Below are 15,807 nucleotides of genomic sequence, written 5' to 3'. Positions count from 1 at the left end.
ATTATTCTTACCCAGTCCGACTGACATTGAAACAGTCCCGAGCCAGACTCAGGGGACCGGAACGCGCCTGCAGTTCCGGCCCCCTGTTCGGTTTCCGTCAGACCGGAATCGGATAGATATCGCAGTCCGCACGAACTCCCTCTTGAGCGGCCGCGGTGGCCGGATGCTGAGGTCCGTGCACCCTGCGCATGCCGTCGATGGCCCGCGCCGTCAACGCGTCGGCCTCCTGCTCATCGCCCAGGGCGCGTAGATCGAGCCCGAGGTTGAACATGCATGCGAGCGCGGTGGGATGCTCCTCGCTGAGGACGCGCTGCGCCCGCTCCAGGGTCCGCCGGTCCCTCTCCATGGCCTCTTGGAAATTGCCGATCGCGTAGTGGTCGCTGGCCAGGTTGATCGCACAGACGATGCTGCGCGGATGATCAGAACCGAGAACCCGGTTCAGGATGTCCAGCGCCGTCTCGTCCAGCTTCTTGGCCTCTTCGAACTGCCCGTTCAGCCGGAGGGCGACCGCGAGGTTGATGTTCGCGCTCGGTGTGTTGGGGTGCTCGGGCCCGAACATCTGCAGGAAGTTCTCCGCCGTCACCCGCGCGAGGTGGATCGAGTCGGCGAGCCGGCCGACCTGGCGCAGGTTCACCGCGTGGTTCAGAGCGGCTGAGATCGAGCCGGGGTGATACCCCCCGTAGCGCTCGTTGTAGCGTTCGAGCGCCTCGGTGGAGAGGCCGAGTGCGCGTTCGTGGTCACCCGCTTTGCGCTCCATGACGGAGAACGCCGTCAGGCTCTCCGCGAGACCGGCGAAGCTGCTGCCGAAGGCGGACTCGAGACGCTGCGCGTTCTGCCTCGTCAGCTCCCGCGCCACGTCGAAGTTGCCCAGCTCCATCTCGTCCACGGCGATCGCCGCCAATGACGACAACGTGCGGGTGTGGTTCTCCCCGAAGATGTTCATCAGGTGCCCGTACGTCTGCCGGTCGACATTGAGCGCCGCACGGAAATCACCGTTGAGGCGGAGGCTGATGGCGTAGAGATGCGCCTGCTGCAGCGTGATCGGGTCGTCCTCGCCGTACATGCGGCGCAGCGCCTCGAAGGAGCGCTTGTCGTATTCGAGCGCCTGCTTGAACTGCCCCAGGTAGCGCAGGTCCGCCGTAACGAAGCGCTGCGCCTCGATCGTGCGCTCGTCGTCCACCCCGTACTCTTCGGCACGCAGGTCGCGGACCCGGACGTGATGGCCGTACGCCTCCTCGAACCGACCCTGCAGGCGGAGGGCGCGGCCGAGGTGGAGCATGGCCTCCTGCGTCTGCTCGTTCCCCTCGCCCAGCGTCTCCGTCCAGGTCTTGACCGCGGTCTCCGCCAGTTCGAGGAAGCCGCGGTGGTCGCCCCACTGGAAAAGGAAGTCGATCTCGTTGAGGACGAGCCGGCGCGTCCAGGGGTCGTCGAAGCCGACGATGCCCGAGTAGTGGATGTGGGGCAGCAGGTCCGCGTAGCGCCGCCAGTTGGCCGGCAGGGCCGGGTCGCGCGGGTCGAAGTTGGCCATCAGCTGGTACCCGCACCGGCGGAGTTCCTCCGCGTCCCCTGCGGGGATCTGGCCGACGAGGACCCGCTGCACCAGCCGGTGCAACATGATCGTGTTGTGCTTGTGGCTGATCCTGGCCAGCGCGTACCGGTTGATCGCACGGATCGCACGCCCTCGCCTGACCGGATCGCCCAGGGCCTCGACCAGCTCGGGAGGACCTTCGACGTTGCGCGCGCCTGACAGCATCCGCAGCGAGATCGGCTCCGGCGCGAAGAACGCGCAGACCTGGAGGAGTTGCAGCGCCGCGGGGTCACTCGTCCGCAGCCGGTCCAGCGAGACGTTCCAGGCGGCGGCGACCGGCAGCTCGTTGGCCACCAGCGCGGCGTCCGCCAGCAGTTCGGTCGCCTTCTCGTGCTTCTCCCGGAAGAGCTGCAGATACTCGTCGACCGGCATACCCGTCTCGGCGAGCCAGACTCCGGCCTGGGCGATCGCCAGCGGAAGGTCGCCGAGCACCTCCGCGAGCTCGTCCGCCTCGGCGTCGGCCAGCTCGGGCCCCCGGAGGCGGAGCAGCGCCTTGCTCTCATCCCGGGCGAACACGTCCACTTCGAGCGAGTTGGCGACCTTGGTCCACTCCTGGTTGCGGGAGGTGACGAGGATCTTGCCCGGGCCGTTGGTCGGGAAGAAGTCCCTGACGTCCTGCAGTTCCTCGGCGTTGTCGAAGACCAGCAGCCAATTGCGGTAGGGGCGGCCGAGGCGCAACGCCTCGCGGACGGCCGGTACCGCGACGTTGACCTCCTGGCTGACCGGAAGGTCGAGTTCGGCGGCCAGTTCGGCGAGGTCCTGCTGGATCTGACCGGGCCGTTCCGATCTGATCCACCAGATCACATCATAATCCGCCATATGGCGGTACACATACTCAATGGCTATCTGGGATTTGCCGACTCCACCCATTCCGTGCAACGCCTGGGGCAGGACCGCGGTCGTGCCCATCGAAAGACGCTCATGCAGCTGCTCCAGCAGCTCTTCTCGCCCGGTGAAGCTGATATTCTGGGGAGGTACGTTACCCCAGACGGGCGGCGGCTCGCCCGCCTTGCGCCCAACTTTCTCCGGGATATCTCGAACTGTCACACCGACTCCAAGGTGGGGGGGCTTGAGAGTATCCTCAGTTCCGGTGAGCTCGTCGAGAGCGGCAATATCCAGCGACTGCATGGAGCCAGTCCTTCCCGCATCCCGTACGACTCTATCCTTTTTTCCATAATAGGGGTCAAACTTGGCGTGGAGCTTTGCGTCCAGCACCTTGCCGTGCAGTTTGGCGTCCAGAACACTGGCAGGTCTCAGATAAGGCCCCGCAAGCGCTCGGAGCGCATGGAGGACCGGAACGGCGAACGGCACGAGTTCGGCGGTCAACTCCGGCATTTCATCCCGCTCCGGCGCGGTGACCAGGTCGGTCAACTCGCGGAGTCCGGCGACGCGGTCGCCCAGATGCCGAGCCACCGTGGTCAGCACCCGTGTCGTGTCGGAACGGCGCCCTCCGGCGAGGAGCTCGTCGCGGATGCCCGGAGCGAAGTCGAAGACGACCTCTTCCCGCGCGTCCGCCTCCGGCCCGGGCTCGGGCCGGACCCGGTGCAGCAGCCCGCTTCCGACCAGTTCGACCAGGTCCGAGGGCCGCGACTCCGGGAGCATGGTGCGCTGGACGAGCCGCATGACGGGAGCGTTCAGCGGTGCCGCGGCCAGGTGCACCGCCAGGGCGTACACGGTCGGGCTGACCGCCGCGCGGAACCGCCGGACGATCTCGGGCGCCGACGCCTCCGTGGCCGGAAACTCCGGCATGTCCGCCATATCCACGGCCGGAGAGGGCTCCGGGGGCGCTCCGCAGACGGCGACCGCGCCGTGCCAGTCGCTGCGGCGCGCCGCGGCGAACGCCGCCCAGCCGGCGAGCTGGCCGGGCTCCAGCTCGATCACGGGCACGTGGACCTGCGCACGGTCCGCCTGCGGCGCCGCGGTCCCCGGGTCACCGCCGAGCGGCGGCGCGGGGTAGCACACGCGGTAGAGGCGGTTGGCGATCGCGGGCGCCGCCGTGTAGAGCTTGGCCGGCCGGGTGGCGAGACCCGTGCGCCGCCACTGGCGCCGGGCGAGCAGATTGATCACCACGATCGGGGCGTGCCGCCCCCACCCGGCCAGCAGGCGCTGCGCGGCCCCCGAGTGCCAGGCGTCTCCGATCCCGTCCGTCAGCACCAGGATGAGCCGCCGGTCACGGCGGCCCCGGGAGGCGAGCCCCGCGGGATCGCGCGCCGCGGCCAGCGGTCCCGGCTCGCGCAGCGCCAGCGGCGCCGTCCCGGAGGCGTCGGTGTCGAGCAGGTGCGTACGGATCATTCCGAAGGCGCCGACGGCCCCGAGGCATTCGATGAACCGATCGGTCGTCGGCCGGTTGAGCGCGGCCAGGCGCCCGTCGTCCACGACGACGTCGAGATCGAGCCAGCGTTCGGGGACGGGCCGTGTCTGGGGCAGCCAGAGCCCGTCCTCGGCCGCGCGGATCGCGGTCGCCTCGTCGTCCAGCTCCAGTTCGCCCCGGCGGGATGCGACCGCCCGTTTGAAGGGGCGCAGCGCCTGTTCGAGGCGGCGGCGGTCGGCCAGCGGCCGTACTCCGGTGAACGGATCGCTCCGCACGGGGAAGGGAAAAGGCGCGGGCGCGCCATGTCCGTTTTGGCCCGGCCCTCGATGCGGCCGAGGGGCCGGTGGACCGGCCGCCACTCCGTTACGCGTCGCCGGCGGCGTCCTGATCGCGGGCGGCGTCGGCGGGGCCGTGCGGCCGGAGGTGTCGCGCGAAGCCCCGTTCCGGGAGTCGCCCTCCGCAGGGCCGGCGCGATCGGCGTCAGGGGATCCGCCGCCGGGCGCCCGCGGGGGCTCGGCCCGAGGTGCGCGCCGGGCGGCGTCGCCGCCTTCGCGGCCCGCCGCGAGGGCGGCCGCGTTCATCTGCGCGGCCAGCCAGATGGCGTCGGAGACCTCGTGCCAAACGGGAGGACCGGCCGGGGCGTCGGAACGTCCCGCGCCCTGCGCCGCTCGGTCTCCGATCCGTTCGCTCACTCAGGCGCCACTTCCAACCGTTGCCAGATCAGATCCAGAAGCCGTTCCCAGCCGGGGTCCGGATCCCGCGCGCCGGAGGCCGCGAGGTAGACGGCATTGAGCAACTGGTCGGCGGCGAGCCCGCGGTGGCTCCTGCGGTGCTCCAGGAAACTGCGCACCAGCCGCCGGGTGCGTTCGTCGGAGCGCTCGGCGAAGTGCGCCGCCACCATATCGGCGAGCCGGGTCTCGTCGGGCTCTTTCATCGAGAACTGCAGGCACCGGCGCAGGAAAGCGGGCGGGAACTCGCGCTCGCCGTTGCTGGTGATGACCACGATGGGAAACGCGCGGCAACGCACGTTTCCGCGCGCGATTTCCGCCGTCCCGTCCGGATCGGCGGTGTGGACTCTCACCACGGGTTCGCGGGCACTGATGCGGGAGAGTTCGGTGATTCCGTATTCGCCCTCCTCTAAAACGTCGAGAAGGTCGTTCGGTAGGTCTATGTCGCTTTTGTCGAGTTCGTCGATGAGAAGCACGCGGGGCAGCTCGTAAGGCAGCAGCGCGGTGCCCAGCGGGCCGAGCCTGAGGTAGTGCCCCACTCCGGCGTCGGTCAGAGCGGCGACGGTCGGATCATCCTCGACCTGCGCTTCCGGTAAGTCCCCGGCCTGGCCCGCGAGCCTCCTGCGGCCCGTCGCGGCGTCCTGCGCCCTGCCGATCGCGTCGTACTCGTAGAGTCCGTCGCGCAGCGTGCTCCGGCTGCCGATGGGCCAGCGCAGCACCCGGCCGAGCCCCAGCTCGCGGGTGATCCGGTAGGCGAGGGTGGACTTCCCGACGCCCGGCTCACCGGTGACCAGAAGCGGCCGCCGCAGGAACAGCGCGGCGTTGACGGCGTCGACCTCCGCGGGGTCGGCCAGCCGCGGCCGCGCGCTCACGGGGCCGAGCCGGCGGACGAGGTCGCGCTCGTCGTCGGGCGGAGGCGGGAGCGGGGGCCCGCCGTCGAAGGCGCGCCAGGGGGGCGGCGGAGGCAGTGCCGCGGCGAACCGTCCGGCCGGCAGGGGGCGCCCGTTGCCGCGATAGATCCACCACGCGGCACGGGCGTCCTTTGCGGCGTCTCCCGGGCCGGCGGGCATGGGCGCGTCACGAGGGTGAGGGACCTCGGGCGGCTCGTCAGCGGCCATCGACGATGTCCCCTTCTGATGTGGCTATGGGTCCTTGCGATGGAGGTTCGAACTCGGGCAGAACCGGTGAAGGCCACCTTAGGTCGAGCATCCCCTTTGCGGCGACCCTTCGCAAGGCTTTGAAGGACGCGGACGGCCGCGACCGTTTATCGGTCGCCTCGCGCTGACTGTCACGTCCGGGATGCCGGGGCCCGCAGAGCACGGGCATCGTCCAAGAAGTGGTTCGGGTCGTCCCATAGGAGGGTCACCTCCAAGGCGGAGCGACCATTATGGACCTCCGAGGGCGGCGCGTTTCCCCGCAGCCGTTTGATGTCGGTGGGCAGGCCCCTGATGTCGGGACGGTCGACGACCTGCCGCACCGCCTCCCGCGTTTCCGGAGCGAGCTGATCCGCCCGGTGCCAGAGCACCACGGGCACTCCCGCACGCAGCGCCTTCCAGAGTTCGCTCCGGCCCGGCTCGCGATCGGGCGGGCCGCTCAGCACGCACGCGACGATCTCCCGGCTGCTCAGCAGCCGATCGCCCATAGGACGCGGGTGGGCGGGCTCCCCCGGAGCGGCCCAGTAGGTGACGCCGTCGACGGCCTCGACGAGCACCTGCCAGCGCTGCCGCCAGGCGCGGTGAATCCCGAGCTCGCGCAGCCTCTCCTGGCACCGGACGAGGATCTCGTACTCCGCGCCGAGCGGGGGCGGATCGGGCATCTCGGAGACGTCACGCGTCCACTGGTCCACATCGAGATTGATCATGTGCAGCGGCAGCACGAACTCCAGCACCAGGGAGTCGTCGAGCTCGTAGGCCCAGCCGCGCTCGGCCTCGTGGATCAGGTCGCCGACGTGCTCGCGCACCGCGCTCAGCGGGACCACCCGGTCCTCCCCCGGCTCGGGGCGCCATTCGAGCGGGTGTATCTGCCGCCAGTGCGAGAGCCGGCACATCATCTCGTCCCCGACGAGGTCCGGCAGCGGTTCGAGCTGGATGATGAGGTAGATGGGCTTGTCGGCGCGCGTCGCGAGCGCCCCGGAACGGTCCCGCATCCGGTCGAGGTAATCGGCCTGCGCGACGTTGCCGTCGCCGCGCAGCTGCTCCGTCTGCATCGCCAGCCACTCGCGCAGCCTTTTGAGCCGCCATGCCTCCTCGGTCCCGGCGTTTCCCGCCGACTGCCGTGTCTGCATGGTCTGCAGCAGCATCGCGACGAATATGAGGTGCGGCGAGGGTTTGCCGGGAGCCGTGTTGTGGTCGAGGAGGGCTGAGAACGCGTCCCATGCGTCGGTGAGCCGGAACGGGACGGTGGCGATGCTGTTCCCGGTGGCGGCCACATAGAGCCGGGTGAGGGACCGTATCCGCAGGCCGGTCAGCAGGTCCTCGATCTGGGTCTCGACGACCGGTTCCAAGTGGGCGCGGACGGGGCTCATCATGCGCTTGAGCCGCGCCACGGCCGCGGTCGGGCCGGCCACGAACTCGACCGCGCGGACCAGCAACTGCAGCCCGTCGGGAATTTCCCGGCAGGCGAGGACGAGGTTGTAGAGGTAATACCTCGGCTGCGGATGGTCCGGCAGCAGCAGCGGCGCGCGCACGTGCTCGCTGATGTAATGCACGACGATGGAGCGCCCGCCCGCCTCCCGCATATCCGGTATGTCAGTGAGCAGCGCGACGATGTCGGCGGTGGACGGCTCCGTGCGGATCTGCTCCTGCGCATGCCCCAAGGACATCGCCGTCTGCGGCACCAGGGCCGGTGACCTCGTCTCCTCGTCCGCCATGCGCCGTCTGCCTTCCCGCCCCTCGGCCGTTCCGCCAGTCAATGTAGGCCGCGATCATCCGGTAGTTCTGCGTCGCCGGACACAATGGGATTTACCACACAACCGCAACGGCGCCCATTCACCGGCACGGCCGCTCGGCACGGTACTTGCCGGAGCGAGCACGATGCGTGCACAGTTGGGGGCAATCCAACTTCAAGGGGCATCAGAGGTCATGCGGAACGGCTCCGGAGAAGCGGGGACCGGGTGGACCCCGACCGGCCATTGCACGCTCTTCGTCTGCGACATCATCGGTTTCGGCAAACGCCCCGACCACGTCCAGAGCCATCTGCGGGAGGTCCTCTACAAGGCCCTGCGGAACTGTTTCGAGGCGTCGGGCCTGCCCTTCGAGGACTGCTACCGGGAGGATCGCGGCGACGGGGCCATCGTCGTGCTGCCGCCGTCCTGCGACCCGGCCCGCCTCGTCCACCCGCTGCCCGACCACCTGCGCGGCGCCCTCCGCAGGCACAACGAACTCGCGGCGGAGCACGCGCGGATGCGGCTGCGGATCGCGCTGCACAGCGGGCCGCTCGAAACCGATGACAACGGCATGGTCGGCACCACCGTCAACCACGTCAGCCGGCTCCTGGACGCGCCGTCCTTCAAGGAGGCCCTCGCCGCCGTACCGGCCGACCTGGGGGTCCTCGCGTCCGACGAGTTCTTCGGCGCGGTGATCCAGCATGGCCGCGGCGCCATCGACCCCACGGAGTTCAGTCCGATCGGCGTGCACCTCAAGGAGACCGACACCACCGCCTGGCTCTGCGTTCGCGGCGGGGGCTCGCCGGCATCGGCGGGGACGCCCGCGCGAGTGGGGCCGCTTCCGGCCAACGGCAGCGGACCGGCGGCCCCCGGGCCCGAGGCCCGCCCTCTGCCGGACGAGGCCGACGGCCCCCGCGCCCCCGGGCTCTTCGAGATCGTGGACCGCCTCATGGACATTCCGCTGCTGACGACGGCCGAGGGCCGCCAGCAGATCGTCGACGACCTGCGCAAGGACATCGCGATCCGCATTCCGCGCCGCACGCAGCCCCACCTGGACGTCCATTCCATCGTCCGCACGTGCCTGGAGTTCCCCGGCGGGCTGGAGGAGTTCCTCGCGCTCGTCCACGCCTACGCCGGGGAGTCGTCACAGGTCCAGGCCCTGGACGCCGCGGTTGCCAGACTGATCGGCCGCGCCCCCTGACATCCCAGGGTGAAGGCGGCTGAATCACCAGTTCACGGGGAGTTCCAGGGGGCCGTGGAAAAGGGAGTCTTTGCGCCATTCGACGGCTGAGGGCGGGACGGCCAAGCGCAGGTCGGGGAAGCGCCTTGTCAGGGCGGTGAGGGCGGTGCGCAGCTCGGTTCGGGCCAGGTGGGATCCGATGCAGAAGTGCGGGCCGTGGCCGAAGGTGATGTGCTTGTTGTCTGTGCGGCCGAGGTCCGTCACCTCGGGCTCGGTGAAGACGGCGGGATCGTGGTTGGCCGCTATCGCCGACACCGCGACCACGCTTCCGGCGGGGATCGTCACACCGCCCACCTCCACGTCCCGGAGTGCCAGGCGGGGGGTGGGGACGGGCACCGACGGCACCGTCCGCAGCAGTTCCTCGACGGCCGATTCCACCAGGTCCGGGTCACGGCAAAGTGCGGCGTACATCCCGGAACTCGTCAGCAGAGCGTGCGCGCAGCGGCCGAGCTGGTTCATCGTGGGGCCGTGCCCGGCGATCAGCAGGGTGACGGCGAGGCTGACCAGTTCCCGCTCGGTGATCCGGTCCTCCCGGTCGCGGGCGGTCAGCATGTCGCTGAGGAGGTCGTCGGCGGGTTCGGCTCGCTTGGCCGCGACCAGTTCGACGATGTAGCCGTAGATCGCCGCCCGGACGCGGTCGATCTCCTCCTGGGTGTGGCCGCGCACCGACACGATCGTCTCGGCCCAGGCGCGGAAGGAGGCGCGGTCCTTGTAGGGGACGCCGAGCAGCTGGCAGATGTCGGTGAGCGGCAGCGGCGCGCAGAGCGACTGGACCAGGTCGGCGGGCTGCCCGCCCGCGGCCATCTCGTCCAGCAGTCCGTCGACGGCGTCCGCGATGTCCTCCCGCATCGACTCGACGCGGCGGCGGGTGAACGCCTTGGCGACCACCCGCCGGAGCCGGGTGTGCTCGGGCGGGTCCATGTCGAACAGGACGCGGCCGGCGCCGACCGGGTCGCCGTCGGCGTCGGTGGGGGTGCGGGGAAGGAACGACGCCGCGCTGCTGAACGCCGGGTCGGCCAGGACGTGCTGCGCCTCGGCCGCCCGGGTCACCACGTACCCGATGTCGCCCGACGGCATCCGCACGCGCGCGACCGGGCCCGGCGCGCGGATGTCGCCGATCAGGGGCGGTGTCTCCGCGGTCATCGCTCTCCCTGCCCCGCCGTCGACGCCGGGGCGGTGCTTTCCTCTCGGTACGGGTTGTCCGAGTCGACGTGGTCGCGGATGTGCGTGCGGGTCGCCCGGACGGTGGCGCCCAGGTCGCGGAACGTGGCGGCGACCGCTCGGTGCTCGGGCGATTCGACGAAGCTCGTGTGGGCCGCCTCGTCGGTCCAGTCGCTGACCAGGAGGTAGGTGCCGGGGTCCGCGGCGTCGCGCGACAGCGACTGCGCGACGCAGCCGGGGTGGCGGGCGGCGACGGCGGAAATCCGGTGCCAGACCCGTTCGAACTCCGTGCCGCGCGCCTCGTCCATGCGGATCTCCAGCAGCAGCCGGTACGTCGCCTGCCGCCGGTCGGCCGACCAGTGGTAGAACTCCTCGGCCTGCGCCTGGCGCATGGCCGGGCGGTCCTTGTCATAGGGGACGAGCAGCGTCGCGAGCCTGGCGTCGATCTCGCGGAACAGCGGATCGCCGGCCGCGGCGTACAGCGCGTCCTTGAACGACGCGTCGCCTTCGACCAGGTGGATGTACAGGTCGTGGTAGGTCAGCAGGGTCCGGCGCGCGACGCCGATGCGGCGGGGCAGGTCGGTGCGGTCGTGCTCGCGGAACGCCGCCGCCACGGCGTCCCGGGCGCCGGGCGCGATCTTTCGGACCATGACCGCCCGGTGGGTCGGGGGCGGGGCGTACGGGAGCATGCTCGTCCTCCTTGGCATCGGGTCCGGGAGCCGGCCGCTGGTGCGGCGCACTCGGTCACGCGGCTTCTTCGGTGCGGCATTCGAGAACGGTCCAGCGCCCCTCCGGGGGACGGTTGGCCAGCGCGAACCCGCACCGGGCCAGCAGCCGCCGCCACTCCCCCAGCCGCCGCTCCCGGCCGCCGAACAGGACGAGCATGTCGAGGTCGAGGAACTTGGCGTGGTCCCATCCGTTGCCCTCCGCCACCACGTGCTCGACGATGAACAGCCGCGCCTCCCGGTCACCGATCGCCTTGCGGACGGCGGTCAGCAGCTCGGCGGCCCGCTCGTCCGGCCAGTTGTGCAGGACGGCCTTGAGCACGTAGGCGTCGCAGTCGTCCGGCAGCGGATCGGTGAAGAAGTCCCCGGCGACCGGGGTGACGCGCTCGGCGACCCCCTGCGCGTCGAGCACCTCCGCCGCTGCGGCGACGACGGCAGGCCGTTCGAACAGCACGCCCGACGCGTCCGGCGCCCGCTCCAGCGCCGCCGCGAGGAAGTGGCCCTGCCCGCCGCCGAGGTCGGCGATCCGGCGGAACCGCTCGGGTTCGACGACGTCCAGGTGCCGTCCGGTCTCCCAGCGGCCGAGGGTGGTCATGGTGCGGTCGAAGTGGGCGCCGTCCTCGGGGTTGTCCTCGAAGTAGTGCCAGATGTCGGAGCCCAGCGCGGGCACGGTCGCGGGCTCGCCGGTGCGGACGCTGTGCGCCAGCGCCCCGAACGGCTTGGTCACGAAGGGCCGCGCGCTGTGCAGGACGAGCGGCAGCAGGCTGCGGGGGTCGTCGGCGCGCAGCGCGTCGGAGAGGGGGGTGCTCGCGAACCGCCCGTCGGGCCGTTCTTCCATGATCCCGACGGAGGCGGCGCAGCGCAGCAGGCGGTAGAGCGCGTCCGGCAGGGTGCCGGTGGCCGCGGCCAGGTCGGTGACCGACCGCGGTCCGGACGCCGTCAGGTCCGCCACCCCGAGTTCCGCCAGCGTGCTCACCACCGCGGCCAGCCGCATGCCGCACGTCAGGTACAGCAGGCGCCGCGCGTGGAGATCGCCGGAGGCGTCCCCGCCGGACCCGTCGCCTCCGCGGGCGCGGGCCCGGTCCTCCAGGACCGCCTTGATGTGCGCCATCTGCTCGACGGTGCCGCGGTTGATGCGGTCGCGCATCGCGTCCTCGCCGATCGGGGAGTCCGGCTTCATCGCGAACTCCTGCGTCCACCGCATCAGCACGCCCGCCGGCTGCTGCCGGTACTCCCAGCGGATGTTCATGAACGCGAACGGCCCGGTCTCCAGGCGGTGGGCGCGGACGGTCCGCGTCTCGGGGTCGGGGGTGCGCCGCGACACCCACGACCAGACCCTGCCCTGCTCGTCCGGGTGGGTGGTGAGCCGGAACGTCACCGAGGCGCCGTCCCGTTCGAGGATCTCCGCGGCGGCGTACTCGGTGAACAGCTCCGGCCATCCCGCCACGTCGTTGGTGTGCTCCCATACGAGGTCCATGGGGGCGTCCACCAGGATGTGGTTGTCGGTGCACGCGGTCATCGCACCTCCCCCTCCGCGGCCGCGGCCCGGTTGAGGCGGCGGAGCATCTCCGCGGGGGTCGCGGGGTCGGACAGCGCGTCCTCGTCGAGTTCCAGGCCGAAGCGCTCGGCCATCCGCGCGGACACCTCCATCAGCGCGACGGAGTCGTAGCCGAGGTCGGCGAACTCCCGGTCGGCGATGTCGCCGCCGAGGTCGACGCCGTCGGCCTCGCCGGCGCAGGCGCGCAGCACGGTCACCAGGTCGGTCAGGGTTATCGGGCCGTCTTGGGCCATCTCAGCTCCAGCGTTCGGTTCCGGAAGGGGCGCGGGACGTCCGCGGACCGCGTGGTCCGGCCTCGGACGGGTTCGCGGGCGTGCACGCGGCCAGGACGAGAGCGCTGTTGAATCCGCCCTCGCCGCGCGCGAGGACCAGCGCGTGGTCGATGCGGGCGGGCCGCGGCCGCCCGGTGACCAGGTCGAGCCCGTAGGACGGGTCGGGCCGGACGTCGGCGGTGGGCGGGATCAGCCCGTCGCGGATGGCCAGCAGGCAGGTCGCGACGTCCACGGCGGCGCCGCCCGCCGACATCCGGCCGGTCATCGCTTTGGGCGCTGTCACGGGCACCCCGCCGGCGCCGAACAGGGCGGTGAGCGCCTCGGCCTCGGCCCGGTCGAGCTCCGGGCTTCCGGCGGCGTCCGCGAACACCACGTCGATCCGCTCCGGGGCGACGCCCGCGTCGGCGAGCGCGCGCGCCGCGGCGTTGCGCAGCGTCCCCGGACGGCCCGACCCGGGCGGCGGGTCCATCGTCGCGGCGTACCCGGCGATCCGCCCGTAGAAGTGGCGGGCGCCGCGGGCGCGGGCGCGGCCTTCCCGCTCCAGCACGAGGACCGCGCCGCCCTCGGCGATCACGTGCCCGGTGGCGTCGGCGGCGAACGGGCGGTAGGCGGTCGCCGGGTCGTCGCCCGCGGACAGCCGCGGAGCGGTCGTCGCGTCCCGGCCGACCGCCATCGCGGTGACCGCGTACGAGCACAGCGGCGCCTCGAACCCGCCGGTCAGCACGCCGTCGGCGCCCCTGCGCAGCACGCGGCCGGCCTGCCCGATCGCGTCCAGCGCCCCGGCCTGGCCGCTGACCAGGACGCCGCAGGGGCCGCGCAGCCCGTGCCGGATGGAGATCTGGCCGGTGTTGACCGCGTAGAACCAGGCGTACGACTGGTACGCGCTGACCTTCTTCGGCCCCGCCGACCACAGCTTGCGCAGCTCGTTCTCGCCGAACTCGAACCCGCCCGCCGAGTTGGCCAGCACGACGCCGTAGCGCAGCGAGTCCTCCGGGGACGGCGACAGCCCCGAGTCGGTGAGCGCCCATTCGGCGGCGGTCAGGGCCAGCTGGGTGACGCGGTCGGTCTGCGGCAGCAGCCGTCCGGGGAGGTGGTCGTCCGGGACGAACCCGGGGACCTCGCCGGAGAGCCGCACCGGGTAGCCGCTCGGGTCGAACCGCGTGATGGGCCCTACCGCGACGCGCCCGGCGAGCGTCGCGGCCCAGTGGCGCTCGGTGCCGAGGCCGCTCGGCGACACCACGCCGAGCCCGGTGATGACCGCGCGCTCCCCGTTCGCGGTCGCCGCGGTCCCGGTCATCCCGGCCACCGTCCCGGGGCGCTGAGCACCATCGCGCTCTGGAAGCCGCCGAATCCGCTGCCGACCGTGAGCACCGTGTCGACCCGCTGCTCCCGCGCCGTCACCGGAACATAGTCCAGGTCGCATTCGGGGTCGCGGTTCCGGAGGTTCGCGGTCGGCGGGACGAGGTCGTGCTCGATGGCCAGCGCGCACGCCGCCACCTCGATCGCGCCGATCGCGCCGAGCGAGTGGCCCACCACCGACTTGATGGAGCTGACGGGCACCCGGTAGGCGTGCTCCGCGCCGAGCCCGCGTTTGAAGGCGGCCGTCTCGTGCCGGTCGTTCTGCCTGGTGCCCGACCCGTGCGCGTTGACGTAGTCGACGCCGCTCGCGGGGACGCCCGCCTCGGCCAGCGCGCTCCTGATCGCCTCCGCCATCTCCGCGCCGTCGGGCCGCAGGCCGGTCATGTGGTAGGCGTTGCAGCGGGACGCGAACCCGCGGATCTCCGCGTGGACGTGCGCGCCCCGCGCGCGGGCGGCGGCGGAGTCCTCCAGTACCAGCATCGCCGCGCCCTCGCCGAGGACGAACCCCGCCCGGGTGGCGTCGAAGGGGCGGCAGGCCCGCTCGGGGTCGTCGTTGTCGGGGGAGGTCGCCCGGATCGCGTCGAAGCAGGCCACCGTGATCGGGGAGATGGGGGCTTCGCACGCCCCGGCCAGCACCACGTCCGCGGCGCGCTCGCGGATGATCTCCACCCCGTGCGCGAGGGCGTCCAGTCCGGAGGTGCATCCGGTCGACACCATGCAGGCGGGGCCTTCCGCGCCGACCTCCCAGGCGACCTCCCGGACCACGGACGTCGGGACGAGGTAGTCGGGCAGGTGCGGCGATCCGTACGACGGATCCACCACCGCGAGACGACCGCTGTCGCTGACCACGCTGTACTCGCGTTCCAGGGAGCCGGTGCAGCCGACCGCGCTGCCGACGACCACGCCGGTGCGGGCCGGGTCGAGGCCGCCGGAGCCGAGCCCGGAGGCGGCCAGGGCCTCGCGGGCGGTGACGACGGCGAACTGGGCGGCGCGGTCCATCCGGCGCCGCTGCCGGGGCGTCAGCCCGTGCCGGCCGGCGTCGAAGTCGATCTCCGCCGCCACCCGGGACCGGAAGGGCCCCGGTTCGAAGGCGGTGATCGTGCGGAAGGCGGGTTTGCCGCCGGTGACGGTCTCCCAGAACCCGCCCGTGCCCGGAGCGCCCGGCGCCAGGACCCCGATCCCGGTGATCGCGACGGGACGGGCCGGGCACTCGCTCATGCCCGCTCCCGCGTGCCCGCGGCGGACGGCGCCGCATCCATCGCCGGCCCGGGCTTCGCGTCCACCGACGGGGGCGGCCCGTCGCCGGGCGGCTCCGCGGTCTCCACATGCCCCATCTCGGGGCTCGGCGCCAGCGGCCCGAGGAACAGCACGGCCGTAACCGGCCGGTCGCCGCGGTTCTCGTAGCGGTGCCGGGCGCCCCGCCGGATCAGCAGCGACTCCCGCGGGCCCACGGTCTGCTCCGCGCCGTTGACGGTGACGAGAAGCCGCCCGTCGGAGACGTAGACGTGCTCGTCGGTGTACGGGTGGTAGTGCTCGCTGACGCGCTCACCCGGCTCCAGTTCGAGGAGCGCCATGAAGCCCGCCGTCGTCCGGGCCGTGCCCGGCGACAGGAGCACCCGGACGGTGCCGCCGAGCCGGTGGTTGGGGACGACGTCGCCGGCGCCGACCTTGACGGCTTCGAGAGCGGTCACGTCGTCCCGCCCCGCCTTCTGGGCGAGACCGGCCCGGCGGAGCGGGGGACGAGGGGGACGAGGGTGCGGGTCATCAAGGGCGTTCCTTTCGGAGAACCGCGCGAACACTCTTCTTATAACCAGGAATTGACGATCAATTACTGGCCGCAGGTAGATTGTTGCGAGGCACTCTGCAAATCCACCGGCCCCCCCTAAAAGGGAATTTGATTTGAGTTGATTACTCCGTATGCCCGAGCTGGGCGGCTCGCCAGATGAACGCGGTTCGCTGGCTTTTCAGCCGTGGAGGTCGT

11 protein-coding genes are annotated in these 15,807 nt (G+C 71.8%); 1 reads left to right on the top strand and 10 read right to left on the bottom strand.

Annotated elements, in window-relative coordinates; genetic code table 11:
• Window positions 1-97 precede the first annotated feature (97 nt).
• From fxsT to ABWI07_RS14910, 3 genes are all read right to left on the bottom strand, one after another.
• On the bottom strand, window positions 98-4,591 hold the full coding sequence (gene fxsT, locus ABWI07_RS14920; RefSeq protein ID WP_353818867.1) for an FxSxx-COOH system tetratricopeptide repeat protein: 4,494 nt from the start codon (window positions 4,589-4,591) through the stop codon (window positions 98-100).
• Window positions 4,588-5,745 (bottom strand): AAA family ATPase, encoded by a 1,158-nt coding sequence (locus ABWI07_RS14915; protein WP_235036495.1) that lies wholly within the window; start codon window positions 5,743-5,745, stop codon window positions 4,588-4,590. The genes fxsT and ABWI07_RS14915 overlap by 4 nt, the downstream gene beginning before the upstream one ends.
• 170 nt (window positions 5,746-5,915) lie before the next feature.
• A complete protein-coding gene (locus ABWI07_RS14910; RefSeq protein WP_149256976.1) occupies window positions 5,916-7,496 on the bottom strand; it encodes a VMAP-C domain-containing protein in 1,581 nt (526 codons plus the stop codon).
• A gap of 211 nt (window positions 7,497-7,707) precedes the next feature.
• On the opposite strand from ABWI07_RS14910, the gene ABWI07_RS14905 reads away from it, so the two are divergent.
• Window positions 7,708-8,712, top strand: a complete 1,005-nt coding sequence (locus tag ABWI07_RS14905) for an effector-associated domain 2-containing protein (protein WP_353818866.1) — start codon at window positions 7,708-7,710, stop codon at window positions 8,710-8,712.
• A gap of 24 nt (window positions 8,713-8,736) precedes the next feature.
• On the opposite strand, the gene ABWI07_RS14900 is transcribed toward ABWI07_RS14905, so the two are convergent.
• From ABWI07_RS14900 to ABWI07_RS14870, 7 genes are read right to left on the bottom strand one after another with little or no spacing between them, the layout of a single operon-like run.
• A complete protein-coding gene (locus ABWI07_RS14900; RefSeq protein WP_149256978.1) occupies window positions 8,737-9,894 on the bottom strand; it encodes a cytochrome P450 in 1,158 nt (385 codons plus the stop codon).
• Window positions 9,891-10,601, bottom strand: a complete 711-nt coding sequence (locus tag ABWI07_RS14895; protein WP_353818865.1) for a TcmI family type II polyketide cyclase — start codon at window positions 10,599-10,601, stop codon at window positions 9,891-9,893. The genes ABWI07_RS14900 and ABWI07_RS14895 overlap by 4 nt, the downstream gene beginning before the upstream one ends.
• A gap of 55 nt (window positions 10,602-10,656) precedes the next feature.
• Complete coding sequence (locus ABWI07_RS14890; protein WP_200841631.1) at window positions 10,657-12,156, bottom strand: methyltransferase; 1,500 nt, start codon at window positions 12,154-12,156, stop codon at window positions 10,657-10,659.
• Window positions 12,153-12,428, bottom strand: coding sequence for an acyl carrier protein (locus tag ABWI07_RS14885; RefSeq protein WP_149256980.1), 276 nt, complete (start codon window positions 12,426-12,428; stop codon window positions 12,153-12,155). The genes ABWI07_RS14890 and ABWI07_RS14885 overlap by 4 nt, the downstream gene beginning before the upstream one ends.
• Window position 12,429: 1 nt before the next feature.
• Window positions 12,430-13,764, bottom strand: a complete 1,335-nt coding sequence (locus tag ABWI07_RS14880) for a ketosynthase chain-length factor (RefSeq protein ID WP_353818864.1) — start codon at window positions 13,762-13,764, stop codon at window positions 12,430-12,432.
• Entirely contained in the window at window positions 13,761-15,044 is a 1,284-nt protein-coding gene (locus ABWI07_RS14875) for a beta-ketoacyl-[acyl-carrier-protein] synthase family protein (RefSeq protein WP_353818863.1), read from the bottom strand. Before ABWI07_RS14875 ends, ABWI07_RS14880 begins: the two co-directional genes overlap by 4 nt.
• Complete coding sequence (locus tag ABWI07_RS14870) at window positions 15,041-15,517, bottom strand: cupin domain-containing protein (RefSeq protein ID WP_353818862.1); 477 nt, start codon at window positions 15,515-15,517, stop codon at window positions 15,041-15,043. Before ABWI07_RS14870 ends, ABWI07_RS14875 begins: the two co-directional genes overlap by 4 nt.
• Window positions 15,518-15,807 lie beyond the last annotated feature (290 nt).

This window comes from Actinomadura sp. NPDC000600 (genome assembly GCF_040492135.1).
In the GTDB taxonomy this organism is placed as follows: domain Bacteria; phylum Actinomycetota; class Actinomycetes; order Streptosporangiales; family Streptosporangiaceae; genus Spirillospora.
Note: the sequence above shows the minus strand (reverse complement) of the source record. Positions and strands in the feature narration are given on the sequence as shown.